The organism is Dokdonella immobilis (genome assembly GCF_900115085.1).
Classification (GTDB): domain Bacteria; phylum Pseudomonadota; class Gammaproteobacteria; order Xanthomonadales; family Rhodanobacteraceae; genus Dokdonella; species Dokdonella immobilis.
The window spans coordinates 109,296-132,302 of record NZ_FOVF01000002.1; the positions used below are offsets into that span (position 1 = coordinate 109,296).

Annotated in this window: 24 protein-coding genes; 4 read left to right on the forward strand and 20 right to left on the reverse strand. The window is 64.3% G+C overall.

What is annotated here, in order from left to right; genetic code table 11:
* Positions 1 to 10: 10 nt before the first annotated feature.
* The 8 genes from atpD to BM125_RS01805 form a co-directional block, all read right to left on the reverse strand.
* Positions 11 to 1,444 (reverse strand): F0F1 ATP synthase subunit beta, encoded by a 1,434-nt coding sequence (gene atpD / locus BM125_RS01770; protein WP_092404633.1) that lies wholly within the window; start codon positions 1,442 to 1,444, stop codon positions 11 to 13.
* A gap of 130 nt (positions 1,445 to 1,574) precedes the next feature.
* Positions 1,575 to 2,438 (reverse strand): F0F1 ATP synthase subunit gamma, encoded by an 864-nt coding sequence (atpG, locus tag BM125_RS01775; RefSeq protein ID WP_092404272.1) that lies wholly within the window; start codon positions 2,436 to 2,438, stop codon positions 1,575 to 1,577.
* 125 nt (positions 2,439 to 2,563) lie between these two features.
* A complete protein-coding gene (atpA, locus tag BM125_RS01780) occupies positions 2,564 to 4,111 on the reverse strand; it encodes a F0F1 ATP synthase subunit alpha (RefSeq protein WP_092404274.1) in 1,548 nt (515 codons plus the stop codon).
* 75 nt (positions 4,112 to 4,186) lie between these two features.
* Positions 4,187 to 4,720, reverse strand: a complete 534-nt coding sequence (locus BM125_RS01785) for a F0F1 ATP synthase subunit delta (RefSeq protein WP_092404276.1) — start codon at positions 4,718 to 4,720, stop codon at positions 4,187 to 4,189.
* A gap of 4 nt (positions 4,721 to 4,724) precedes the next feature.
* A complete protein-coding gene (locus BM125_RS01790; RefSeq protein WP_092404278.1) occupies positions 4,725 to 5,195 on the reverse strand; it encodes a F0F1 ATP synthase subunit B in 471 nt (156 codons plus the stop codon).
* Between the two features lie 64 nt (positions 5,196 to 5,259).
* Positions 5,260 to 5,547, reverse strand: a complete 288-nt coding sequence (gene atpE, locus BM125_RS01795; RefSeq protein ID WP_092404280.1) for a F0F1 ATP synthase subunit C — start codon at positions 5,545 to 5,547, stop codon at positions 5,260 to 5,262.
* Between the two features lie 158 nt (positions 5,548 to 5,705).
* Positions 5,706 to 6,557 carry a F0F1 ATP synthase subunit A gene (atpB, locus tag BM125_RS01800; RefSeq protein ID WP_092404282.1) on the reverse strand — a complete coding sequence of 284 codons (852 nt, stop codon included), beginning with the start codon at positions 6,555 to 6,557 and terminating at the stop codon, positions 5,706 to 5,708.
* Between the two features lie 4 nt (positions 6,558 to 6,561).
* The gene (locus tag BM125_RS01805; protein WP_175497857.1) at positions 6,562 to 6,930 is read right to left on the reverse strand and encodes an ATP synthase subunit I; all 369 of its coding nucleotides are present in this window, start codon (positions 6,928 to 6,930) and stop codon (positions 6,562 to 6,564) included.
* A 410-nt stretch (positions 6,931 to 7,340) separates the two neighbouring features.
* Here BM125_RS01805 and BM125_RS01810 point away from each other — a divergent pair, with 410 nt between their 5' ends.
* From BM125_RS01810 to BM125_RS01820, 3 genes are read left to right on the forward strand one after another with little or no spacing between them, the layout of a single operon-like run.
* A complete protein-coding gene (locus tag BM125_RS01810) occupies positions 7,341 to 8,204 on the forward strand; it encodes a cyclic nucleotide-binding domain-containing protein (protein WP_092404286.1) in 864 nt (287 codons plus the stop codon).
* A gap of 20 nt (positions 8,205 to 8,224) precedes the next feature.
* A complete protein-coding gene (locus BM125_RS01815; protein WP_092404288.1) occupies positions 8,225 to 9,238 on the forward strand; it encodes an FHA domain-containing protein in 1,014 nt (337 codons plus the stop codon).
* Positions 9,239 to 9,739 (forward strand): STAS domain-containing protein, encoded by a 501-nt coding sequence (locus BM125_RS01820; RefSeq protein WP_092404290.1) that lies wholly within the window; start codon positions 9,239 to 9,241, stop codon positions 9,737 to 9,739.
* Between the two features lie 10 nt (positions 9,740 to 9,749).
* Here the strand turns inward: BM125_RS01820 and BM125_RS01825 are convergent, their stop codons facing one another.
* The 12 genes from BM125_RS01825 to BM125_RS01885 form a co-directional block, all read right to left on the reverse strand.
* On the reverse strand, positions 9,750 to 11,336 hold the full coding sequence (locus BM125_RS01825) for a SpoIIE family protein phosphatase (RefSeq protein ID WP_139224817.1): 1,587 nt from the start codon (positions 11,334 to 11,336) through the stop codon (positions 9,750 to 9,752).
* Between the two features lie 120 nt (positions 11,337 to 11,456).
* Entirely contained in the window at positions 11,457 to 11,849 is a 393-nt protein-coding gene (locus BM125_RS01830) for a phasin family protein (RefSeq protein ID WP_175497858.1), read from the reverse strand.
* Between the two features lie 173 nt (positions 11,850 to 12,022).
* Entirely contained in the window at positions 12,023 to 12,385 is a 363-nt protein-coding gene (queD, locus tag BM125_RS01835; protein WP_092404296.1) for a 6-carboxytetrahydropterin synthase QueD, read from the reverse strand.
* Positions 12,386 to 13,190: 805 nt separating this feature from the next.
* Entirely contained in the window at positions 13,191 to 14,189 is a 999-nt protein-coding gene (locus BM125_RS01845) for an alpha/beta fold hydrolase (RefSeq protein ID WP_425429586.1), read from the reverse strand.
* A 47-nt stretch (positions 14,190 to 14,236) separates the two neighbouring features.
* A complete protein-coding gene (locus tag BM125_RS01850) occupies positions 14,237 to 14,584 on the reverse strand; it encodes a tautomerase family protein (RefSeq protein ID WP_092404300.1) in 348 nt (115 codons plus the stop codon).
* Positions 14,585 to 14,612: 28 nt separating this feature from the next.
* On the reverse strand, positions 14,613 to 15,608 hold the full coding sequence (locus tag BM125_RS01855; RefSeq protein WP_245778764.1) for a zinc-dependent alcohol dehydrogenase family protein: 996 nt from the start codon (positions 15,606 to 15,608) through the stop codon (positions 14,613 to 14,615).
* Positions 15,609 to 15,766: 158 nt separating this feature from the next.
* Positions 15,767 to 18,613: an ATP-binding protein gene (locus BM125_RS01860; RefSeq protein WP_175497859.1), complete on the reverse strand. Its 2,847-nt coding sequence runs from the start codon at positions 18,611 to 18,613 to the stop codon at positions 15,767 to 15,769.
* Positions 18,614 to 19,215: 602 nt separating this feature from the next.
* Positions 19,216 to 19,569 carry a nuclear transport factor 2 family protein gene (locus tag BM125_RS01865; RefSeq protein WP_092404304.1) on the reverse strand — a complete coding sequence of 118 codons (354 nt, stop codon included), beginning with the start codon at positions 19,567 to 19,569 and terminating at the stop codon, positions 19,216 to 19,218.
* A complete protein-coding gene (locus BM125_RS01870) occupies positions 19,566 to 19,763 on the reverse strand; it encodes a hypothetical protein (RefSeq protein ID WP_139224818.1) in 198 nt (65 codons plus the stop codon). Before BM125_RS01870 ends, BM125_RS01865 begins: the two co-directional genes overlap by 4 nt.
* A 19-nt stretch (positions 19,764 to 19,782) precedes the next feature.
* Positions 19,783 to 19,986, reverse strand: coding sequence for an SDR family oxidoreductase (locus BM125_RS20550; RefSeq protein WP_245778765.1), 204 nt, complete (start codon positions 19,984 to 19,986; stop codon positions 19,783 to 19,785).
* Between the two features lie 296 nt (positions 19,987 to 20,282).
* Positions 20,283 to 20,492 carry a twin transmembrane helix small protein gene (locus tag BM125_RS01880; RefSeq protein WP_092404308.1) on the reverse strand — a complete coding sequence of 70 codons (210 nt, stop codon included), beginning with the start codon at positions 20,490 to 20,492 and terminating at the stop codon, positions 20,283 to 20,285.
* On the reverse strand, positions 20,489 to 20,854 hold the full coding sequence (locus BM125_RS01885) for a hypothetical protein (RefSeq protein ID WP_092404310.1): 366 nt from the start codon (positions 20,852 to 20,854) through the stop codon (positions 20,489 to 20,491). The genes BM125_RS01880 and BM125_RS01885 overlap by 4 nt, the downstream gene beginning before the upstream one ends.
* Positions 20,855 to 20,964: 110 nt before the next feature.
* Here BM125_RS01885 and BM125_RS01890 point away from each other — a divergent pair, with 110 nt between their 5' ends.
* Complete coding sequence (locus BM125_RS01890; RefSeq protein WP_092404312.1) at positions 20,965 to 22,383, forward strand: aminotransferase-like domain-containing protein; 1,419 nt, start codon at positions 20,965 to 20,967, stop codon at positions 22,381 to 22,383.
* Positions 22,384 to 23,007 lie beyond the last annotated feature (624 nt).

Here is a 23,007-nt window from a genome sequence, read left to right on the forward strand (position 1 = left end):
CGAAAGCGGCTTACGCCGCTTTCTTCGCCATGTCCTCGGCCTTCTTGAAGGCCTCGTCGATGCCGCCGACCATGTAGAAGGCCTGCTCGGGCAGGTGGTCGCACTCGCCGTCGCAGATCATCTTGAAGCCGCGGATGGTTTCCTTCAGGGTCACGTACTTGCCCGGGGCGCCGGTGAAGACCTGGGCCACGGTGAACGGCTGCGAGAAGAATTTCTCGATCTTGCGCGCGCGGTAGACCGTGTTGCGATCGTCCTCGCTGAGCTCGTCCATGCCGAGGATGGCGATGATGTCCTTCAGCTCCTTGTAGCGCTGCAGGGTGCCCTGGACGCGGCGCGCGGTGTCGTAGTGCTCGTTGCCGATGACCAGCGGATCGAGCTGGCGGCTGGTCGAGGCCAGCGGATCGACGGCTGGGTAGATGCCGAGGCTGGCGATGTCGCGTGACAGCGCCACGGTCGAATCGAGGTGGGCGAAGGTCGTAGCCGGGGACGGGTCGGTGTAGTCGTCAGCCGGAACGTAGACGGCCTGGATCGAGGTGATCGAGCCGGTCTTGGTCGAGGTGATGCGCTCCTGCAGGCGGCCCATTTCGTCGGCCAGGGTCGGCTGGTAACCGACCGCGGACGGCATGCGGCCGAGCAGCGCCGAGACTTCGGTACCGGCCAGCGTGTAGCGGTAGATGTTGTCGACGAAGAACAGGATGTCGCGACCCTTGCCGGTAGCCGGATCGATGTCGTCGCGGAAGTACTCGGCCATGGTCAGGCCGGTCAGGGCGACGCGCAGGCGGTTGCCCGGCGGCTCGTTCATCTGGCCGTAGACCATGGCCACCTTGGACTGCTGGATGTCGTCGAGCTTGACGACGCCGGCTTCGATCATCTCGTGGTAGAAGTCGTTGCCTTCGCGGGTACGCTCGCCGACGCCGGCGAACACCGACAAGCCGGAGTGCTGGGTCGCGATGTTGTTGATCAGTTCGAGCATGTTGACGGTCTTGCCGACGCCGGCGCCGCCGAACAGGCCGACCTTGCCGCCCTTGGCGAACGGGCAGACCAGGTCGATGACCTTGATGCCGGTTTCGAGCAGTTCGTTGCTCGAGGACTGGTCGTCATAGGCGGGCGCATTGCGGTGGATGACCCAGCGCTCCTTCTCGCCGATCGGACCGGCTTCGTCGATCGGATTGCCGAGCACGTCCATGATGCGGCCGAGGGTTTCCTTGCCGACCGGCACCTTGATGCCATCGCCCGTATTGCTGGCGATGAGGCCGCGCTTGATGCCGTCGGTCGAACCGAGCGCGATCGTGCGCACGACACCGTCGCCAAGCTGCTGCTGCACCTCGAGCGTGATCGCCATGCCGTCGATGGTCAGCGCGTCATAGACCTTCGGCACGGAATCGCGCGGGAATTCGACGTCGACGACGGCGCCGATGATTTGTACGACTTTGCCTTGGCTCATGGTGTGAAACTCCACTGTGATGCTTGGTTATTTGGTAGCGGGATTCGAGATTGGGGATTCGGGATTCGCAGGAGCGCTCAGAATCCGCGCTTTGACGAATCCCGAATCCCGAATGCCGAATCCCGGCAACTCATACCGCCGCCGCGCCGCCGACGATCTCCGAGATTTCCTGGGTGATCGCGGCCTGTCGCGCCTTGTTGTAGATCAGGGTGAGTTCGCCGATGGCCTTGGTCGCGTTGTCCGACGCGCTCTTCATGGCCACCATGCGCGCGGCATGTTCGCTGGCGAGGTTCTCGAGCGTGGCCTGGTAGACCAGCGACTCGACATAGCGCGTCAGCACGTGGTCGAGGACCGTGCGCGCGTCGGGCTCGTAGAGATAGTCCCAGGCATGCGTCGACGGCGACTCGTCGCCGGGCGGCAGCGGCAGCAGCTGGTCGATCGTGGCCTTCTGCGTCATCGTGTTGACGAAGTCGTTGTAGACCAGCGACAGGCGATCGATGCGGCCTTCGGTATAGGCGTCGAGCATGACCTTGATCACGCCGACCAGTTCGGCCACCTGCGGCTTCTCGCCGAGGTGGGTGACGCTGCCGAGCATGTTGATCTTGAGGCGGCGGAAATACGATGTCGCCTTCTGGCCGATACAGACCAGGTCGACCTCGACGCCCTTGTCCTGCCACGCCCGGATCTGCGGCAGCAAGGTGCGGAACAGGTTGGTGTTTAGGCCGCCGCATAGGCCGCGGTCGGTCGACACGATCACGTAGCCGACGCGCCGGACGTCTTCGCGCTCGACCATGAACGGGTGCCGGTATTCGCTGTTGGCCAGGGCGATGTGGCCGATGGCCTGGCGCATCAGGCGCGCATACGGACGCGAAGCCTTCATCAGGTCCTGCGCCCTGCGGATCTTCGACGCCGAGACCATTTCCAGCGCGCGCGTCACCTTGCGGGTGTTCTGCACGCTCTTGATCTTGGTTTTGATTTCTCTGCCGCCGGCCATTGCTTCGCTCGCTTTGCTCGCTTCGGGGGAATAGGGAATGGAGAATCGGGAATCGGCTAGAGCGGAATTGTGGCGAAGCGTGCTTTCACGATTCCCAATTCCCTATTCCCGATTCCCAAGGGCTCCTACCAGGAGCCCGTCGTCTTGAACTCGTCCAGCCCCGCCTTGAACTGGCCTTCGATCTCGTTGTTCCAGTCGCCGGTGTCGACGATCTTCTTCATCAGGTCGCCGTAGTTGCTGTGGAAGTGCTGGTGCAGGGCGGCTTCGAACGGCAGGATCTTGGCGATCGGCAGGTCGTCGAGGTAGCCCTTTTCGGCCGCGTAGATCGACAGCGCGAGTTCGGCGATCGACAGCGGTGCGTACTGCTTCTGCTTCATCAGCTCGGTAACGCGCTGACCGCGCTCGAGCTGGGCGCGGGTGGCCGCGTCGAGATCCGAGGCGAACTGGGCGAAGGCCGCGAGTTCACGGAACTGGGCCAGGGCGAGCTTGACGCCACCGGACAGCTTCTTGACGATCTTGGTCTGCGCCGCGCCACCGACGCGCGAGACCGAGACACCGGCGTTCACGGCCGGGCGGATGCCGGCGTTGAACAGGTCGGTCTCGAGGAAGATCTGGCCATCGGTGATCGAGATCACGTTGGTCGGCACGAAGGCCGAGACGTCGCCGGCCTGGGTCTCGATGATCGGAAGTGCGGTCAGCGAGCCGGTCTTGCCGGTGACGGCGCCGTTGGTCTGCTTCTCGACATATTCCTCGCTGACGCGTGCGGCGCGTTCGAGCAGGCGCGAGTGCAGGTAGAAGACGTCGCCCGGATAGGCTTCGCGGCCCGGCGGACGCTTCAGCAGCAGCGAGATCTGGCGGTAGGCCCAGGCCTGCTTGGTCAGGTCGTCATAGATGATCAGGGCGTCTTCGCCGATGTCGCGGAAGAATTCGCCCATCGAGCAGCCCGAGTAGGGCGCGATGTACTGCATGGCGGCCGACTCGGAGGCCGAGGCGGCGACGATGATGGTGTGGGCGAGGGCGTCGTTTTCCTCAAGCTTGCGCACGACGTTGGCGATCGAGCTCTGCTTCTGGCCGATGGCGACGTAGACGCACTTAATGCCGGAGCCCTTCTGGTTGATGATCGTGTCGATGGCCAGGGCGGTCTTGCCGGTCTGGCGGTCGCCGATGATCAGCTCGCGCTGGCCGCGGCCGATCGGGATCATCGAGTCGACCGACTTGTAGCCGGTCTGCACGGGCTGGTCGACCGACTTGCGCCAGATCACGCCCGGCGCGACCTTTTCGATCGCCGAGGTGTGCTTGGCGTTGATCGGGCCCTTGCCATCGATCGGATTGCCGAGGGCGTCGACGACGCGGCCGAGCAGCTCGCGGCCGACCGGCACCTCGAGGATGCGGCCGGTGGTCTTGGCCGTATCGCCTTCGCGCAGGTGTTCGTAGCTGCCGAGGACCACGGCGCCGACCGAGTCGCGCTCGAGGTTCAGGGCGAGGGCGACCGTGTCGCCCGGCAATTCGATCATTTCGCCCGACATCACATCATTGAGGCCGTTCACGCGCACGATGCCGTCGGACACGCTGGTGATCGTGCCCTGGTTGCGCGCATCGGCGGTGAGCTTGAACTCCTCGATGCGGTGCTTGATGAGTTCGCTGATTTCTGACGGATTGATCGTGGTTGCCATTGTCGTTTCCCGATGTAGGGTGGTCTTTGCCACCACCGCAAACGGTGGGCGCGAGCCCACCCTACGAAGTTCGAATTAGTTGGTTAGAGCGTGTTCGAGCCGAGCCAGGCGGCCGCGCACCGAGCCATCGATGACGACGTCGCCGGCATCGATGATGGCGCCGCCGATCATCTTCGGGTCGATCGACTGGGTCAGCTCGATGTCCCGGTTGAAGCGTCGCTTGAGCGCAGCGGTGATCTTCTCGAGTTCGGCCGCCTCGATCCGCGTCGCCGTGCGCAGGCGCACCTTGAGCAGGCGTTCGGATTCGAGCTTGAGCTCCTCGAAAAGCGTCCTGATCTCGGGCAGCACCTGCAGCCGGCCGTTTTCCACCAGCAGGCCGACGAAGCGCCCGAACCCGGAATCGGTCTTCTCGCCATGCGGCAGGAACAGCGAAGCCAGTTCGCTCGGTGAAATCCGCGGATTGCCGAACAGCGCGGCCGCGCGCGGGTCGCTGGCGACCTCCGCGGCGAAGGCCAGGTTGTCGGCCCACATCGGCAACGCATTGTGCGAATGCGCGAGCTCGAACGCTGCGCGCGCATACGGTCGTGCCAGGGTCAGTGCGCTCGACATGGGCCTAGAGCTCGCTCACGAGCTGGTCGATCAGGTCCTTGTGCGCGTTGGCGTCGATTTCGCGCTTGAGGATCTTTTCGGCACCGGCGATGGCCAGCGTGGCGACCTTGGTGCGAAGTTCCTCGCGGGCCCGGTGGGCCATGCTCTCGATTTCCGCCGCGGCGATGGCCTTCTGCTTGGTGCCCTCGACGATCGCGTCGGTGCGTGCCTTGTCGATGATCTGGTTGGCCTGCTGGTTGGCCTTGTCGACGATCGCGGCGGCATCGACGCGGGCCTTGCGGATCTCGTCGGCCACGCGGGCGTCGGCGTCGGCCAGTTCCTGACGGGCACGGTCGGCCGCGGCCAGGCCTTCGGCGATCTTGGCCTGGCGTTCCTCGATGGCTGCGATGATCGGCGGCCACATGAACTTCATCACGAGCAGGGCGACGGCGAAGAACGCCAGGCCCTGAATCACCAGTGTGATATTGGGAATCATTGATCTTGCTCCTGCGAGACGGCGGCCGGGTGGCCGCCGCGCGGATGCCGGGTTTCGTGGACGATTACTTCACGCCGAGCGTGGCGAGCAGCGGGTTCGCGAACAGCAGCAGCAGGGCGATGGCGACGCCGATGATCGGCACCGCGTCGAGCAGGCCGGCGACGATGAACATCTTGGTCTGCAGCATCGGGGTGAGTTCCGGCTGGCGCGAGGCGCCTTCGAGGAACTTGCCGCCGAGCAGGGCGAAGCCGATCGCCGTTCCGAGCGCGCCGAGTCCGATCAGGAGGGCGGCGGCGATGACCGTCATGCTGAGCAGGTCGCCGACCTGGGCAACGTTTGCGATGGTTTCCATGGTTCTCTCCGGGTTTCTCTGAGTTGAATGAAAGAAAAAACAGCTTTTAGATGAACGGTGCAGGCTTGGATGCCTGCTATTTGATTCTCGCGATCATGGGTGGTCGCAGAGGCTCTGTCTGAAGCGGGCAGGCCAGCATGCCTGCAGGTCAAGTTCGATCAGTGGTGTTCTGCGGCCATGCTCAGGTAGACGATGGTCAGGGTCATGAAGATGAAGGCCTGCAGGGTGATGATCAGGATATGGAAGGCAGTCCAGACGAAGCCCGCAATGACCTGGCCCGCGCCGAGCAGGTAGGTCGAGACGTGCTCGAGCGATGCGCCCAGCGTCATCACCGCGATCAGGATGAAGATCAGCTCGCCGGCGTACATGTTGCCGAACAGTCGCAGCGACAGCGAGAGCGGGCGCACGGCCTCCTCGATCACGCGCAGGAGCAGGTTGAACGGGGCGAACCACGGCCCGAACGGAGCCGTGAACCATTCCTTGAAGAAGCCGAACACGCCCTTGTGCTTGATGCCGATGTACTGGATCAGCAGGAATACGGTCAGGGCCATGCCGACCGTGGTGTTGATGTCGGCGGTCGGCACTACGCGCAGGTAGGCATGCTCCGGATCGTGGCCGGCAAGCGCATGACCGCTGGCCCACATCCAGGGCAGCAGGTCGACCGGCAGCATGTCCATGAAATTCATCAGGAAAACGAGGACGAAGATGGTCAGCGACAGCGGCGCGATCAGCTTGCTGCGGCCGTGGAAGGTCTCGCGGACCATGCCGTCGACGAAGGACAGGATCATCTCGATCGCGCACTGCAGCTTGCCCGGCACGCCCGCGGTCGCGCGCCGCGATACGCGCATGAACAGCCAGAAGAACACCAGCACGGCGAGCAGCATGAAGAAGATGCTGTCGATGTTGATCAGCCAGAACTGCCCTTCGGTACCCGGCGCCTGCACCTGCAGGTGATGCAGGTGGTGCTTGATGTACCCGGTCATGTTCGGCGATTCGTGTTCGCTGGCCATCGTGCTACCTGATTGCGATTAAGGCGATCCAGAATGAAAACTGTGCAGCCAGCACGCCGGCGATCAGCCCGGCGAACGGCAATCTGAAGACTGCGATGGCCAGATACAGGGCCAGGCACAGCCAGATCCACTTCAGCACCTCCGCCATGTAGGCGGAGCGCAACGCGCTGCGTGCCGGGGCGACTCCCCGCCCGAACAGGCGCATTGCAAAAACCCAATTTCCGATGGCGATGATGGCGCCGCCGGTGACGGTGGCCAGGCCGATTCGCACATCGAACATTGAAATGACCAGGGCCACCGTAACGGCCGCGCCGATCTGCAATAGCGTGGTGCGAACTGCCACCCGCCAGCCGTAGGCGATGGAATTGCGCACCAGTTTTTCCCGAATGTCTTGTGGAGCTGCAGGCAGGCAGCCCAAACACCGCCCGCAGAGCCGACGAATGATATCAGTAGCGTTTTGTGAGCCGCAACCAACCCTCGCCGGTGCCGCCGGAAGTCGCGGCCATCAATCGCCTGCCTGGACCAGGCCGCGAGGTCCCTGCGCGCAGATCCCGCCCCAGTCGCACCAAGGCTCTTCGGCGGGCGCCATGGCCGAATCGCGGAAATGCCGCCCCGACGCACCGGAACCATTGCAGTAAAAGCGCGTCGATATGTCGCATCGAGCCCATTTTGGCGCCGACAAGGCGAGCCCCAGGCAATGTCTCACGCCGGTTGCCGCTGGCGCCACGCGCTCGGCATAATCGGAAGTCCAGGCCAGTTCCGTCGTGACAGGATGCGTTTTCGATGAGCAATGCTGCCGATTCCTACCTCGACCTGCCGGCCGGCAAGACGGTTTTCGCCGAGGGCGACGCGGGGCAGACGATGTACCTCATCGAATCCGGCGCCGTCGACATCGTGCTGGCTGCGCGCGGCAAGCAGCCGATTGCGCAGCTTGGCCCGGGTGAATTCTTCGGCGAGATGTCGATGCTGGACGACCAGCCGCGATTTGCCAGCGCCGTCACCAGCGAGTCCTGTCGCCTGCTCCGGATCGAGCGCACCGAGCTTGCCGACCTGCTCGGACAGAACGTCGGCATCGCCATCGCCCTCATGCGCAAGCTGGCGCAACGGCATCAGCGCTGCGAGATGCTGCTGACCGACGCGCTCGGCGAGGCGGCGCGCCTGCGTAAGAAGCCGGTGCTGGCGCCTTCGGCCAAACCCGAGCCCGAAGCGCAGCCGGAACCAGAACGCGCGGCGCCGCCCGTGCCGCGTGAAAAGGCGTCGCCCAAGCCTGCACCGCCGCGTCGCGCGGAGCCTCCCGCGCCTCCCGCCGTCGCGCCATCGCGCCCGAGCTGCGTGCTTCGGCACGCCCAGGGCGAATCCTTTCCGCTCGATCCCTCGATCAGCGAATTCCTGATCGGCCGGCCCGACCCGGCGGCCGGAATCAATCCCGAGATCAACCTGAGCGGCGTCGATCCGACCCGCAGCCTGAGCCGCCGGCATGCCAAACTGGTGCGCCAGGGCCAGCTCTACTTCGTTCGCGAAGAAGCCGGCACGGTCAATGGCACCTTCGTCAACAACGTTCGCGTGACCACCGGAGTCGACGTGCCGATCAAGCCCGGCGACAAGTTGCGCTTTGGTGCCGTGGAAGTCGATTTTGCTACCGCCTGAGGCGGCTGGGAGAGCGAGAAATGGTGAACACCCGCGATTTACCCGAGTCACTCGCTGAAGTGGATCTCGGCGTCATCGACGCGCTCAAGGCGCTGAAGGAGGAGGCCGATGTCCTGCGCGAGCGCCTGACGGGGCTCGAGGCGGTCAAGGCCGATTTCGATCCTGCCGTGTTCAGCCGCGTGAATGCCGACTATGCCAGGCAGTTGGCCATGGTCGAGAACAAGGCCGAACCCCTGCGCCAGCAGGCCCGAGAGTCGTATGCGCGCCTGCGTGGCGCCCTTGCTGACATCGCCGACGCGCACGAGGCGGTCAAGCTCGATCGCCAGGAAATCGAGCTGCGCCGCAAGCTTGGCGAGTTCGACGAGGCCGAATACAAGGATCGACTGAAGGCGATCGAGGCGGCGCTGGCCGAGCGTGCAGTGGCGCACAAACAGGGCGAAGCCCTGCGCGGACGCTTCCTCGAGGTCTTCGAGAGCGAAGACGAACTGCTGCAAATGGACACTCCGGGGCCGTCCAGCACCCAGGAAATGCCCGCTGCCGAGGATCCCGGGGTTTCGGCCCCGCCGCCGCCACCGCCGCGTCCTCCAAGCCCTCCGAGCTCCGGTCCGCCGGCCGGGGAACCGGCTGCTGCCCAGACGCAGATCCTGCAGGTCCTGAAAATGCCCGAGCCGCCCCGGGTTCCGCCCCCTCCCGGTGCGGACGCCAAGGGCCCATCGTTCGGGCCGAACGCAACGATGTCGTTGCGCACGGCGCGCCTTGTTCCGCAGAACCCGGAAGCGGGCCGGTCGGCCATTCCCTTGCCGCCCAAGCCGATTTCCCTCGGCGCCGACGCCGCCAACGAGATCCGCATCGGCGGCCCCGGCGTGGAAGCCCGGCATGCACAGATCACGGTCGACTCGAAGGGCTACACCCTGGTTGACCTCGACAGCAAGTCCGGCACCCGCGTCAATGCCGAAGCGATCCGCCAGCGCCTGCTGCGGCACGAGGACGTGGTCCAGATCGGCATGGCCCGGTTCGTTTTCCGGGAGGGGTAAGTGGCGCTCGCGATCCATGAAGAGAAGGTCGGCGAGGTGACCGTGCTCGGCCTCGAAGGGCGCCTCGACACCGACACCTCGGCGGATCTCGAACTCACCGTGCAGGACCTGATGCAGGCCGGCGTGCGCCAGTTTGTGGTTGACCTTGCCGGCGTCGGCTATGTCAGCAGCGCCGGCCTGCGCGTCCTGCTCTCGCTCGGCAAGACGGTCGAGAACAGCGGCGGCTTGCGCCTGGCCGGACTCAATCCGACCGTCCGCCAGGTCTTCGACGTGGCCGGCTTCACCCAGCTATTCGCGATTTTCGCCAGCCGTGACGCGGCATTGGCCGGCAAGACCCGTCCTGCGCCAACGAAAGAGCGCGCTCCGGACGCAACCACCATGGCCTCGACGGTTGCGCGTTTACTCGGCATCAAGGGCGCCGCGAAGCCCGGTGGCAAATCCGATGCGGCGCTGGCTTCGCGGGTCGCCGGCATTCTGGGAGTTGGCCAGGGCAGGGCCTGACCCCGGATCCTCAGGCTGTGTGGTCGCGACTGATCAGCAGCAGGGTCAGATCGTCGACCGCCGCGGCGCTGCCCACGTAGCTGGCCAGTGCGTTGTTGATTCCGGCAAGGGCGGTGGTGGCATCGCTGGCCGAGGCCATGACCGCGACGACGCGCTCCATGCCGAACTGCTCGCCAGCCTCGTTTTCCGCTTCGTTGAGACCGTCGCTGTAGAGCAGCAGGCAGGCGCCGGGCTCGAGTCGGGTCTTCAGGGTGCCAAACCGCGTCTGCGCATTGGCGCCCAGGGCGGCCCCGGAGTCGATGACCAGCTCGGTGACATGGCCGTCGGCCGAGCGCACCCACGGTGCCGGGTGGCCGGCATTGGCGATCTCGACGTCGCCCGATTCGGCATGCACGGCGAGGACCTGGGCGGTCACGAACATGCCCGGTTCGAGCTCGTCGAGCAGCAGGATGTTGAGGGTGACCAGCAGGTCGACCGGATTGCAGGCCTGGCTCGCCAGCAGACGCACGGCCATGCCGAACCGCGCCATCACCAGGGCCGCCGAAACCGCCTTGCCGGAGACATCCGCGATGATCATGCCGACGCGGTCGTCGGCGAAGCTGAAATAGTCGTAGTGATCGCCACCGACCACGCGGGCCGGCACATAGGCTTCGGCCAGCTGGTAGCCGGGCAGGCGGATCTGCGATTGCGGCAGGAAGTGCTGCTGCACGCGCCGCGCCAGCAGCAGGTCGCGCTCGGCCACGCGACGCTCGGGCTGGCTGCTGCGCTCTGCTTCGAGCAATCCTGCGATGACGCTGGCGATCGCCTTGGCGACGGAGCGGTCCAGGGGGTTCCAGGTGTCGGCCCGCTCCGACTCCGCGACGAACACCCCGAGCGTTTCTCCGGCCAGAATGACCGGTGCGGCGAGGATGCCGGCCGGCGCCGCAGCGACGCCGAGCGGTTCGATCGCGGCATGGCCGCCGGCGAGCCCGTCGAAATGGCGCAGGCAGGCCTGGGCCAGCCCGGCTTCGGGCCGGGTCTCGTTGTCGCCGCTCTTGTCGCGCCAGGCATACGGTATCAGCGTGGCGCTGCCTGGCCGGTTCACGAACAGCCCGACCCGGGTGCAGCCATCGAATCCACCCAGCACGGTGTCGAGGACCTGGCCGATCAGCAGGGCGGGGTCTTCGCGCCGGGTCGGCAGGGCGGCAACCCAGGCCATCAGCTCGAGGCGGTCGAGCATCTGGTGGAACGGACGCTGTCCGTCTGGAACGGCCTCCTCGAGCTCCGCGGTGCTGAGTTCGACTTCGACTTCGCCGATGACCAGCTCGACCCGACCATCGATCATCAGTTCGCCACGAACCGCGTGGCCTCCATGCATGATGCCGTTGGCGCTGCCGAGGTCATGGATGCGCCAGATGCCGTCGACGCCGCAGTGGACCTCGGCATGGCGCCGGGAAACGGTCGGATCGTCGATGCGGATGTCGGCATAGGCGCCGCGGCCGATGACCACGGAATCGGTGAAACTGAACTGCTGGCCCGCCAGCGGGCCGCCGGTGATGGTCAGGCGCGGCATGATGTCGTGCAGTTTCGCATGGCGCATACCGATGCGGTCAATCACGGGCTTCCGTGCCGCCAAGGCGGCGCATGAAAAAAACCGGACGGCGAGCCGTCCGGTTTCGGGTGTTGCGTGAAAGGCCGCGTGGGTCTTGCCCCGCGCGGCCTTTCGAACGCCGCTGGATTACTTGCCCGAAGCAGCCTTCTTGACCGCATTGACCTGCCTGGTCACGGTCTCGTTGGTGGCCTCGAACGAACCCTTGATCAGGTTGCCCAGGGCTTCGTTGGTCTTCAGGGTCAGGCCGAAGACTTCCTGGTTGGTGCTGTAAAGCTTCTCGGCGGATTCCTTGGCCAGCTGGATGCCCTTCGGCCAGATCGCCTTGGCGCCGTCGAAGTCACGCACTTCGGCAGCTTCGGACAGGAACGCGCTGGAAGCGTTGACGTGGTTCTCGACGGCCTTCAGCTGCAGGTCGGCGATCTTCTCGAAGCTGGCGAGGGCGACGCTCTGGGCCTTGACGGCGGCATCGGCGAAGTTCTTGCCAAGGGAAAGGAACTGCGAATTCATCTGCTCGTACATGGGAAACTCCCTCTCTAGGATGGTTGATGGACGCACTCTAGCAGGACATTTGTTGCGTTGCAACATAATCGTCGAGGGGAAGCCCGGCCCCGTTCAGGACAGGTATGGCTACAGCCACAAAAGCGAGAATACGGGGCGCAAAGGTTCGTGACGCACTGCGGTAATCCCAGCGCTCAGGCGGTGGGCCCCAGATAATGGCATCCGGATGTGCAGGTTTCGTGTACGGTGACCCGCGCCAGCAATGGCAAGCGGGGCTGCAGGGCATTCCAGATCCAGATGGCCAGGTTCTCGCTGGTCGGGTTTTCGAGGCCCGGCACATCATTCAGATAGTGGTGGTCGAGCTGTTCGAACAGCGGCGCAAAGGCCGCCCCGACATCGGCGAAATCGCAGACCCAGCCCGGTTCTGCCGCGACCGGGCCGCGCAGGACAACCTCGATCTCGAAGGAATGGCCATGCAGGCGCGCGCACTTGTGTCCGTCCGGTACATTCGGCAGGCGATGCGCCGCCTCGATGCGGAACTTCTTGTAGATCTCCATCGCTTGTCTCTGATTGCTCCGGTTGCGTGTCGCCTGCACGGAAGTGCCGGCATGAAGATATCCCGCAGGTTGAAGATTGGCCAACCAGCAATCAAATCGGTACCTGTACGCCTTTGATTTCCGGGGGATTGGATGCGCGCGGACAATTCCGCCTTGCGTGCATCCTTGCGCGTATCCATCAACTTGCGGGAATGGCTTGTGTTCCGAGTCCCGTGAATTACCTATTCATTTCCAGGACACCGGCAGTTGCCGAGTCGGCAATTGCATCGCAATTATGCAGGGACGACGAGTCCAGCGCCTGCCCGACTTGCGCCAAGGCCCAGCCTGATCCCGGGTCATTGGATATCTTGCCCTGGAGAAGCCATTGTCCCCGCCAGTGGGATGCCCCGACCCGGGCCCAGGGAAAGCCAATGGCGAACGCCATCTGAGTCTGGAGGGCAGAGCCCCGATGGCGGGATCGGATTTGTCGCCGCTGCGGGCGGCGGGGTGTGCCTTCGCGGGAGGTGGGAGCCAAGCGATCGACGGAAGGATCGCCCGCCACGTACGTTGGGCCGCCCGCGTCTTCTTTGGATCGCGAGCGGCCCCCGGGTAAACACAGCAGGCTGATGGCCTCTCATACAGGGAGTTCGGCCGAGCTGCCAGGCGCAGGCATGGCCACGCGCCGTGGACCAGGCGCAAGATCGTCGATCGACCCCGCTCAAACCTCGCCAGATGCGTCAGCGTGGACATTGTGAAGAAGAGGCCGGTAACGACAGGAGCCTGCCTCGAGCCCGCTCCAATACCTGCGTATGACCTGGCCGGCCCTTCAGGATCGAATGAACGCGAGCAGGTCCTGGTTGAGTCTGTCACGGTGCGTGTCCACGAGGCCGTGCGGTGCTCCTTCGTAGACAAGCAGCGTGTTGTCCTTGATCAGTTTCGTGCCCTCGTGGGCGGACGCAATGATGGGAACGACCTGGTCGGCCTCGCCGTGCACGATCAGCGTGGGGATGTCGAATTTCTTGAGGTCTTCGGTGAGGTCGGTTTCGGAGAACACCTTGATGCACTCGTAGGTGGCCTTGTAGCCGCATTGCATGCCCTGCAACCACCAGAAGTCGATGAGACCCCGGTCGGGCTTCGCGCCCGGTTTGTTGAAGCCGTAAAAGGGTCCGCTTGGGATGTCCCGGAAAAAGTTTGAACGGCTCTCCAGGAAAGCCTTGCGCAGCCCGTCGAATACTTCGATCGGTGTGCCAAGCGGGTTGCTCGCGGTCTTCAGCATCAGCGGCGGAATCGCCGAAATCAACGCAGCCTTCTTCAATCGCCTGCTTCCGTGGCGGCCGATGTAACGCGCCACCTCGCCTCCGCCGGTGGAAAAACCGACCATCGTGGCGTCCTTGACGTCGAGGTGGTCGAGCAACTGCGCCAGGTCGTCGGCGTAGGTGTCCATGTCGTTACCCTCGGAAGGCTGCGCCGAACGTCCATGGCCGCGGCGATCGTGTGCGATCGTGCGATAGCCGTTGGATGCAAGGAAGAACATATGCGCTTCCCAACTGTCAGAAGTCAGCGGCCAGCCGTGGCTGAACGTGACGATGGGGCCCTTGCCCCAGTCCTTGTAGTAGATGTCCGTACCGTCTTTTGTGGTGAACGTGCCCATGGTCTTGCTCCAGTTGGTGGGGGAGGGAGATGGCTTCGTCGCGACGCCCGCAGGCTGCGGTCCGTGACACCCGCCGAGCGGAAGCAGGAGGCCAGTGACGGCAAGCCCGCTGCCGATCAAAAGGGCGCGACGCAGTTCATCGATGTTGCGATTGGCCGGTGGTATCGATTTCATGGTGGTCTCCATCTGGTACAACGACGCGCCGCTGGTGCCCGATCCGGTCACTCGGTGCGGGAACCTCGACAATTGGGCCCGGCAAGCCGATGACCCCGCTCGTGCAAAGGCAATGCAATGGCCCAATACTTCCGCGTGGTCGGCGCGTCCTTGATGGCCTCGCAGATCGCCCTGGAATTGCTGGGCGTCTGGAGCAGCGACTTGCGCCCCTCGAAGGGGCGGCCACCGACATGCCATCCGTCCGTGTGGAGTCCTTCGATCAGGACCCAGACGCCTTCATGGAAAGCCTCTGACCCCTCGAACCTGACCATGGCGTCCGGGAGCGTCTTTGCCATGGCATGCTTCTCTTCCGAAGAGGACACGCCTTCGACCAATTTGACATTTGCCAATGGCATCGCTCGAATCCTCCGGCATGAGTCAGGGTCAGCGGGCAACGTCGATCACGACCTTTCCAGCCGCAGTGCGTGACTCGACAGCTTCGTGCGCGGCGCCGACCGAACCCAAGTCGAAGCGACGACTGTCCATGCGCGGCAGCAGGTTTCCAGCTTCCGCCAGCCGGGTTGCTTCGCGCAGGATCGCGCCGTGATGCGCACGGCCCTCGCCGGTAAGCATGGGCAGCAACGAGAAGACACCCGAATAAGTCGCGGCACGAAACGAGAGCGGCGCCAGTGCATGCGTGCCCCAACCAAGGCAGCTGACCACGTGTCCAAATCGCCGTACGGCATGGAACGCGGCATCCAAGGTTGCGCCGCCGACCGTGTCGTAGACGATGTCGAAACCCAGGCCGCCGGTGTGATCGGCAACATATTCCTCAACGGTCGATTGACCGTAGTCGATCGCGGTCGCACCCTGTTGCTCGATCGCTTGCTGCGATCGGCCTGAGCCTGTCGCAAAAACTTCCGCGCCGAACGCCAGGGCAATCTGTATGGCCATCTGCCCGACGCCCCCCGCGCCTTGGACCAGCACCCTCTCGCGCGCCTTGATATCCGCACGATCGACAAGCCCCTCCCATGCGGTGATGAATGCGAGGGGCAGCGCTGCGGCCTCCCGCATGCCCAGGTTCGCCGGCATGGGGGCCAGAAGCTCGGCGTCCACTGACGCGTATTCCGCGAGTGATCCCTGTAGTCCAGCCACGCCCCCGGTGAGTCCATAGACCTTGTCGCCACGCTCGAACGTGGTGACACCGGCACCGACGGATTCGACGACCCCGGCCAGATCCATGCCCAGGACAGCGGGCAGCGGATGCCTTGCGTGCGCTGCGTTGCCGCGGCGGATCTTGATATCGAGGGGATTCACGCCGCTGGCCATGATCCGGACCAATACCTGGCCGACACCCGGAACGGGTCGATCGAGCGAGACGTGGCGCAATGGCGCATTCGCCCCGTCGACAAGAACAGCACGCATCTGCGTCTTGGTCATGATCTCCTACCGGCGCGTGGCGCCAGCCGTCCGAATTGAGCCGTGAGCCCGCACGCTACGCCCTGGTTTCACCTGGCGGCCAGAGAATTGCGGTGAATTCTCGTGAAACGGAAGGAAAAGCCAGGACCTGCGATCGAGGCGGTGAGGATGTCGATGGTCTAAGACAGTTCGTCCATGAGTGTCTTTGCCGCTCTCAGGTCGCCTGTCGCGAAGCCCTCGCGGAAGCGGACGTAGGTAGCCGCCAGACCAGCCCTGGCCTCGGTGGGACGGCCTTGCCGGCACCGGAGCCGGGCGATGCTCGTGACCGCGCGCAGTTCCCATGAAAGCGCGCGCTGCCGACGGGCATGCGTGAGCGATCGATTGAACAGCGATTCGGCGTCCGCAAGCCGCGGGTCAGCACCTTGCAATACGATCTCGCCCTTGACGCGCAACAGCTCCGCGACGCACCACAAGTCTTCTCGTCGAGCGCAAAGCTGCAGGGCTTCGTCAATCGCGCGCAACCCCTGAGCGAACCTTCCAGCCATGGCCAAACCCTCTGCCAACGTGGCCAGGAAGCCGGCGTGGAAGAGAGCGAACCGGACCTGGCGGAGATTGTTCAGACCATCGGCCAGCCTAGTCAGCCCTGGGTCGAACTCCCCACGCTTGACCTGAACCGCCGCGCTCCAGCATTGCCCAAGAATTTCCCAGGGTACGAGTGCGGCGCGGTCGGCTTCATCCAATAATTCCACGATCGCTTGTTCGGCGAGCGACCATTCCCCGGTGAACATTGCCAGCGGACACTGAGCCTGGGCGAGCGCATCGCATACCGATATTGCGTGTCCGCCGAGACGAGCCTCCCGGACGCAAAGATGGGCTTCTTCCATGGCCTGCTCCGGCGACCCTTCGAGCCACAACATCTGGGCCAGCATGGCGCGTGCCGCGAGCGGCTGGTTGAATCGGAACCGGATGCTCGTGGAAGACTCGACCGAAGCTGCGTTTCGCCTCAAGGAACTGGCGATATGGCGACGTGCTTCTGCCCCATGCCCAAGGCAGTGCAGCGGCACACCGATCAGGCGGTCGCCGAGAGCGCGATCGTAGGGCGACTCAGAGTTTTTGCGGAACTCGCGCGCCGCGTCCAGCGCCAAACGGTATTCGCCCAGCCCGATGTGGCAGAGCCAGAGGCCCCAAAGCGCTTCCAGTCGAAATTCCTGGTCGGCCAGGCTGTGGGCAATGTCGAGCGCCTTGGCCCAGGCCGCCGAGGCCTGCGGCGCCAGTCCGATCGTGAAGGTCTGGGACAAACCCAGCGCCGCATAGAGCTGCATGACGTTCCGGGCATGGAGCGTACCGCTTGCCGTCGCCCCCGCCTTGGCAAGTGCGTGCCCGACCCGACTCCTGCACTCCTCGGTGGAGGAAAGCCGAAACCACAATGGAATGGCAGCGACGGTCATCGAGATGCCGATGGCTATGTCCCCCGCCGGCGAAAAGGCCCAGTCCAGGGCCAACCGGACATTGTCGATCTCCGGCCGGTAGCGCCCCAGCCATTCCTCGGGAAGGTGCGATTCCCACTCGGCAAGCGAGCGGGCGAGGAGGTCGCGAAAACATTCTGCGTGCCGCCGCTGGACGTCCGAGAACTCACTGGTCTCCGCCAGCTTGGCCGACGCGTAGGCGCGTGTCGTATCGAGCAAGCGATAGCGCGCCAGACGCCCACCTGCTTCCAGGGCTACCAGCGATTTTTCAACCAGATTGCCGAGAAGGTCCGGAATGGTGCTGGCGGAGAGCTGTTTGTCCGCTGCCACGCGGCACGCGGATTCCAGCGTGAAGCCGCCGGCGAAAACGCCGAGGCGACGAAGCAGGGCCCGCTGTTCTTCCGCCAGCAATGCGTGGCTCCAATCGAGCGTGGCGAGAAGGGTCTGGTGCCGGGGCAGTGCGGTCCGGCGAGCGCCCACCAATATCCGGAAACGATCACCCAGTCGCTCGGCGACACCGCGCATTCCAAATGCCCCCACGCGTGCCGCCGCGAGTTCGATTGCCAGTGCAATGCCATCGAGCTGACGACAGATATCGGCCGCGACGGGCGCGTCGCCATCGCTCAACCGGAATCCGTCCATGCTGGAGGCCACGCGCTCGACGAAAAGCGCCACCGAGGAGTAGTGCAGCGCCGAGGCGGCCGTCAGCCCGGGCGTCGCGGGCGGTATCTGCAACGGCGATAGGCGATGGACGCTCTCACCCTCGGCACGAAGTGGTTCCCGGCTTGTAGCCAGGATGGTCGCGCTCGGCGCGCCCTTGATGATGGCCTCGACCAGTATGGTCGCCGCCTCGATTACCCTCTCGCAATTGTCGAAAACTAGAAGGATGTGCTTGTCCCGCAATACACTGAGCAGCTCAGCCATCGGATCGTGGGAGGTGAGCGGCAGCCCAATCGTTGTCGCCAGCACGCAAGGGAGGAGCGTCGCGTCGGCAATCGGCGCCAGATCCATGAGCCACACACCGTCGCGGTAGGAGGCCAGCAGCGCGGTCGCGGCTGCCACTGCAACCGTAGTCTTGCCGACCCCTCCGGTCCCGACCACCGTGACCAGACGTTGACGGCGCAGTCGGGCCGCAAGAATGTCCACGACATCGTCGCGCCCAATAACCGGATTCAGACGCAGTGGAAGATTGTTGGTGCGCACGTCGGTGCCGAATCCCGCATGTCGCGCCTCGGTGCAGGTCGTCGCTGGGGCGAAACGGTAACCGTGCCCTGGCACGGCAACCACGTATTCGTTGCCATCCCGGCGATCATCCAGCGCCTTGCGCAGCAGCGCCACCTGCACCCGGAGATTGGAATCCTCGACTACCCGGTTTGGCCACGCCCTCGCGATCAGCCTGTCCTTTGGCACTGGCTCGCCCGCATGCTCCAGCAAGGCGATGAGAAGGCCGAATGCCCGGCTGCCAATCGGGACCCGCCGGCCTTCCTTGAGCAGCAGCTGACGCGCAGGGTACACGCTGAAAGGTCCAAAGGTGATCGCTCGGTCGTCTGGCTTGGCCATTGCAGATGTCGGCATCTCAGGCTCCGGTTTTTTGGAACAGTGGCTCGTACCCAGGTTGGTGAGGGCGGCTATTGCAGCGGGCACCGCTGGACAGGGGTCTAATCCGATCTCGAGCTTGCTTGAGTGGCTTCCGTGCGCGAGCACCGCTCTGGAAAGCGCAAATGCCCCACAGCGTCGTTGAACTTTCCGGAACCCATCCTGGGTCCTGCAACGGGACGGTCATGGGTTGGGCGCGGTCCGACCTGCAAATCGATATGACGCAGCAGGCTCCTGCGGCCGTGTGCCCTCCCGGCGGTGATATTCCGATAGTGCGCAGCTGTGCACGGGCAGGCCGAGCCCGCGGTGTGCACGAGGGAACCTGCGAGGTTCAGCTGCATTGAGATGGCCTCCAGTGCGCACCCCACGGCGGCCGGGTCCTGCGGCGCGGACCGGCGATGCTGCACCTCCAGGCTTGCGGTCGGCGCCTTAGGCCATGCGTTGTCCCGTTCGGCCACCACCGAAAGTTCCAGCCCGGTCCCCTTGGCGCCGCGGCGGCCATGCATCCGGTGAGTCCGGGTGCCCTGCAGAACATCATTTTCGCCATGGTGCACGCCTCATCGCGCTCATTCGAGCTGGGCGTCAATGCGGGAAATGCGACCTTGCGAATCCACTGCCACGTCAAGCAGCCCGATCTCGTGGCCGAAATCGCCGGTGAAATCGATGCGCGCGCGCACCCGTGCATCGCCAAGGTCTTCCACCGACAGCAGACGGGAAACCGTGTGGTAACCCACGAAATAGCGCTCCAGGTAGTCGCGTACGCCAGCATGGGCTTTGAACGTGTGCCCCGTGGTGGGGTCGTCAATCACGGCCGCAGGTGCGAACAATGCCAGTGCCGCTTGGATATCGAAAGCGTTCGCGGCCGCGACGAAGGCTGCCACCGTTGCCTGGAGCGGGCGCGGCTGGGTCGTGTCATTCATGGCCGTGTCGCCGGCGCTTGCAAGCGAATGCCACACATGCCGCCATGTGGGTCGCGAACCTGCACGGCGCAGCGACCCGGGTCGTAGTCCGGGCCGGGGCGATGGAACGCATCGGCCGCGTCGGCGATCGCGGCGGTATGGAAGGCAACCGCGCGCATGGGGTCCGATACGGCGGGGAAGTCGTGATCCAGCATGTCGTACTCCAATTGCGAATCAGATGTTGTAGCCGCCGGCCACTGCAATGGTCTGCGCATTCACCCAGGCCAGCTCACCGGAGAGCAGCGCGGCCATCACCCGACCCACATCCTCCGGCTCGCCGACCCGGCCCAGTGCCGTCTGCGAGGCCAGATGGGCTTCGAACTCAACGTTGAGCCCGCCGCCCAGCTCGGTGCAGATCGCACCCGGTGCCACCGCCATTGACCCGGATGCGGCGTCCACCGAACGCCTTGGCCCTGTAGCGCGTCGGCACCTCGAGTCCGTCCTTGAAGGCCGCATAGGGGGCCGCCTGCCGTTGCCACACGGCAGACCTGGGTTGGCTGACCGCTTGTGGCGGGCCTACTGAACGCCACCTTTTTCCAATGAAGTCCGACTGTTGGGCGGCGCCTGCCTGCGCGGAGCGCCTTGTTGTGCCGACGTGAAAGACGGCCAGTCCGTCTGCGTCGACGCGCCGCGATCCGCACGCAGGCAGGGATCGTGACGGTTGCGCCACCTGTTCAGGGGCTCCCCAGGCCGTGCGGCTGGATGTAACCGGTCTTGATGCCGGCAGCGATCAAGAGGATGAACAGCACGGACAGGGCGATTCGTCTGGTCAGCGCATTGACGGTGCGATTGCTTGCTCCCTTGTCGGTCAGCATGTAGTAGAGCCCCGCGCCGAGGTTGTAGACGATGAGAGCGAGGAAGCTCAGGATCAGCACTGTTTTCATGAGGTTGCTCCAGGAAAAGATTCAGTGAGGCTGTCGGTCGGCACTCGAGCCTGATGGCGCGCAACGATGAGTCGACGCCGGATGAAGTAGGCGGCGGTCATGATGCCGAGGAAGACGCCGTACGAAACCGAGGTGGCAAGCACCTGCGGCCATATGGCATCGATCGCCTTGTCCGCGGAGCGATAGCTCCACTGCATGCTCGCCACGGTCGCCAACGCGGCCGCGGTGAGGCTGCCCATGTCGAACCACCAGCGCAGCAAGGTGCGGGGCTGCCGGGGATACACCCAGTAGAGAACCGCAAGGATCGCGTACCAGGGCAAGAAGAGGATGAAAGCGAGATTGAGCTGGATTGTTTCGTTCACCGGGAATTCCAAACGTAATCAGGCCAGGTGCTAGCCTAGGCTCTGCACTTCAGTTTTTCCCGGATCAGTTCTTGTGGGAAAAACCAGATCAGTTAACCCAGCGCCCGCCCATGAAACGCTACGAAGCCCTCGCGGCCGACATTGCTGCCTCGATCCAGAACGGGACACTCAAGCCTGGCGACAAATTGCCGTCCGTCCGGCAGGCCAGCATCAGCCGGCACGTAAGTCCGGCCACCATCTTCGAGGCGTACTACCTGCTCGAGGCCAAGGGCCTGGTCCGCTCGAAAGACCGCTCCGGCCACTATGTTGCCGCTGGAGTGGCAAGGCTGCCGCCCGAACCGGAATCGGTTTCCAGGCCCGATGGAGAGGCGCGGCCGGTCGTCATCAGCGAGCTGGTCCTTGGGATCCTGGAGTCGACGATGTCACGCGACGTCGTGCCCTTGGGATCCGCCTTTCCCAGCCCACTTCTATTCCCGTTCGACCGCCTCGGTCGCGCCACCTCGGTCGCCATTTCCAGACTGGACCCATGGACAACGGTGGACAATCTGACTCTTGGCAGTCAGGCGCTTCGCCAGCAGATCGCGCTGCGCTACCTCATCGACGGCGTACAGGTCGGACCGGATCAAATCGTCATTACCAACGGTGCGATGGAGGCACTCAACCTGTGCCTGAGTGCGGTCTGCAAGGCCGGCGATGCTGTGCTGGTCGAGTCACCCTGCTTCTACGCCTGCCTGCAGGCACTGGAACGGCTCGGCCTGCATGCCGTCGAAGTCGCGACCGATCCGCGCACAGGAATCGACGTGGACGCGCTCGAAGCCGCAATTCTTCGCCATCGTCCAAAGGCATGCTGGGTGATGACGAACTTCCAGAACCCGCTCGGAAGTTCGATGCCCGAGGCGAAAAAGCAAGCGCTGGTCGAGTTGATCACGCGCCATCGACTGCCGATGGTGGAGGACGACGTATACGGCGAGCTGTATTGCGGGAGTCACAGGCCGGCCCCTACCAAGCGATTCGATGGCGAAGGCTGGGTCATGCATTGCAGCTCGTTTTCCAAGACGCTGGCGCCCGGGTATCGCGTCGGGTGGGTAAGCCCCGGCCGCTTCCTGCGAGAGGTGACCTACCAGAAGCTCACGACGTCGCTGGCCACCTCCATCCCGGCGCAACTGGGCATCGCGCGCTACCTCGAACGGGGCAGTCTTGAACGGCACTTGCGGGCTCTGCGACTCGATCTGCAAAGGAATCGCGATCAATACATCGAGGCAATCAGCCAGCACTTTCCTTCCGGCACGAAAGTAAGCCGTCCTGCAGGCGGCTACTTCCTGTGGATCGTGCTGCCCGGCGCCATCGATGCGCTTCTCCTTCACCGAAAGGCAATGCAGGCAGGCATCAGCATTGCGCCAGGCCCGATGTTCTCCACTTCACCCGGGTTCGGTTCCTGCGTGCGCATCAACTTTGGCCATCCCTTGACGACTCGGGTTGAAGCGGCGCTTCAGGCGCTCGGACGAACCGCGCTGAGGATGGGCAAGTAGAAAATCCTGATGTCCGTTCTGGGCAGGAAGCGATCGCGCAACCAACCACGCGCCCAACCCGTCTCGATGGTCGGCCCAGGCCTGCAACATCCTGCTCCTCTCTTCGGTGAGAGGAGTTCCATTGCAAACGCGCCCAAGGGGATCTCGGTGCATGGGCCAACCTGGGCTTGATGAGGACGGGCCTGAGTCCGGGCACCTCATCCCGAAGGATGCGTGCGCGCCATGGCGTAGAGCCCGCCGGACGCAAATCGATATGCATGTGCTTGGTATCGGCGACGCCGGAGACGGGCGATCTGGACTTTGCCCGGCGGATCCTGGTTTCGCTGTGCATGCGTGCGAGCGAGCCGAATGTCATCAGCCGGATACCGCCGAGATGCTTGTACGCCGTATGCGTACATTTTCAGCCGGCTTGCGCGCTTCGTCGGACTGGCCAGAACTTCAAAGTGGTGGGCCCACCAGGACTCGAACCTGGAACCAAGGGATTCGCTTGTTCCGATCGTTTCCGATCGGCGCGGACTATCTCTTCACCCTTCGCCGAGACGAGTGGGGTGCGGGACGCTCGAGCCTGTGATCAAGGGCGCTGCAGCCCTCAGGTAGTCTCTGCACCTTCCGACGGTGTACCGC

Bases quoted from the DNA above. Each gene is read 5' to 3' on its own strand.
- atpD (WP_092404633.1), bottom strand. From the start codon at position 1,444: ATGAGCCAAGGCAAAGTCGTACAAATCATCGGCGCCGTCGTCGACGTC.
- atpG (WP_092404272.1), bottom strand. From the start codon at position 2,438: ATGGCCGGCGGCAGAGAAATCAAAACCAAGATCAAGAGCGTGCAGAAC.
- atpA (WP_092404274.1), bottom strand. From the start codon at position 4,111: ATGGCAACCACGATCAATCCGTCAGAAATCAGCGAACTCATCAAGCAC.
- BM125_RS01785 (WP_092404276.1), bottom strand. From the start codon at position 4,720: ATGTCGAGCGCACTGACCCTGGCACGACCGTATGCGCGCGCAGCGTTC.
- BM125_RS01790 (WP_092404278.1), bottom strand. From the start codon at position 5,195: ATGATTCCCAATATCACACTGGTGATTCAGGGCCTGGCGTTCTTCGCC.
- atpE (WP_092404280.1), bottom strand. From the start codon at position 5,547: ATGGAAACCATCGCAAACGTTGCCCAGGTCGGCGACCTGCTCAGCATG.
- atpB (WP_092404282.1), bottom strand. From the start codon at position 6,557: ATGGCCAGCGAACACGAATCGCCGAACATGACCGGGTACATCAAGCAC.
- BM125_RS01810 (WP_092404286.1), top strand. From the start codon at position 7,341: ATGAGCAATGCTGCCGATTCCTACCTCGACCTGCCGGCCGGCAAGACG.
- BM125_RS01815 (WP_092404288.1), top strand. From the start codon at position 8,225: ATGGTGAACACCCGCGATTTACCCGAGTCACTCGCTGAAGTGGATCTC.
- BM125_RS01830 (WP_175497858.1), bottom strand. From the start codon at position 11,849: ATGTACGAGCAGATGAATTCGCAGTTCCTTTCCCTTGGCAAGAACTTC.
- queD (WP_092404296.1), bottom strand. From the start codon at position 12,385: ATGGAGATCTACAAGAAGTTCCGCATCGAGGCGGCGCATCGCCTGCCG.
- BM125_RS01845 (WP_425429586.1), bottom strand. From the start codon at position 14,189: ATGAAATCGATACCACCGGCCAATCGCAACATCGATGAACTGCGTCGC.
- BM125_RS01850 (WP_092404300.1), bottom strand. From the start codon at position 14,584: ATGCCATTGGCAAATGTCAAATTGGTCGAAGGCGTGTCCTCTTCGGAA.
- BM125_RS01855 (WP_245778764.1), bottom strand. From the start codon at position 15,608: ATGACCAAGACGCAGATGCGTGCTGTTCTTGTCGACGGGGCGAATGCG.
- BM125_RS01860 (WP_175497859.1), bottom strand. From the start codon at position 18,613: ATGGCCAAGCCAGACGACCGAGCGATCACCTTTGGACCTTTCAGCGTG.
- BM125_RS01865 (WP_092404304.1), bottom strand. From the start codon at position 19,569: ATGAATGACACGACCCAGCCGCGCCCGCTCCAGGCAACGGTGGCAGCC.
- BM125_RS01870 (WP_139224818.1), bottom strand. From the start codon at position 19,763: ATGCTGGATCACGACTTCCCCGCCGTATCGGACCCCATGCGCGCGGTT.
- BM125_RS20550 (WP_245778765.1), bottom strand. From the start codon at position 19,986: ATGGCGGTGGCACCGGGTGCGATCTGCACCGAGCTGGGCGGCGGGCTC.
- BM125_RS01880 (WP_092404308.1), bottom strand. From the start codon at position 20,492: ATGAAAACAGTGCTGATCCTGAGCTTCCTCGCTCTCATCGTCTACAAC.
- BM125_RS01890 (WP_092404312.1), top strand. From the start codon at position 20,965: ATGAAACGCTACGAAGCCCTCGCGGCCGACATTGCTGCCTCGATCCAG.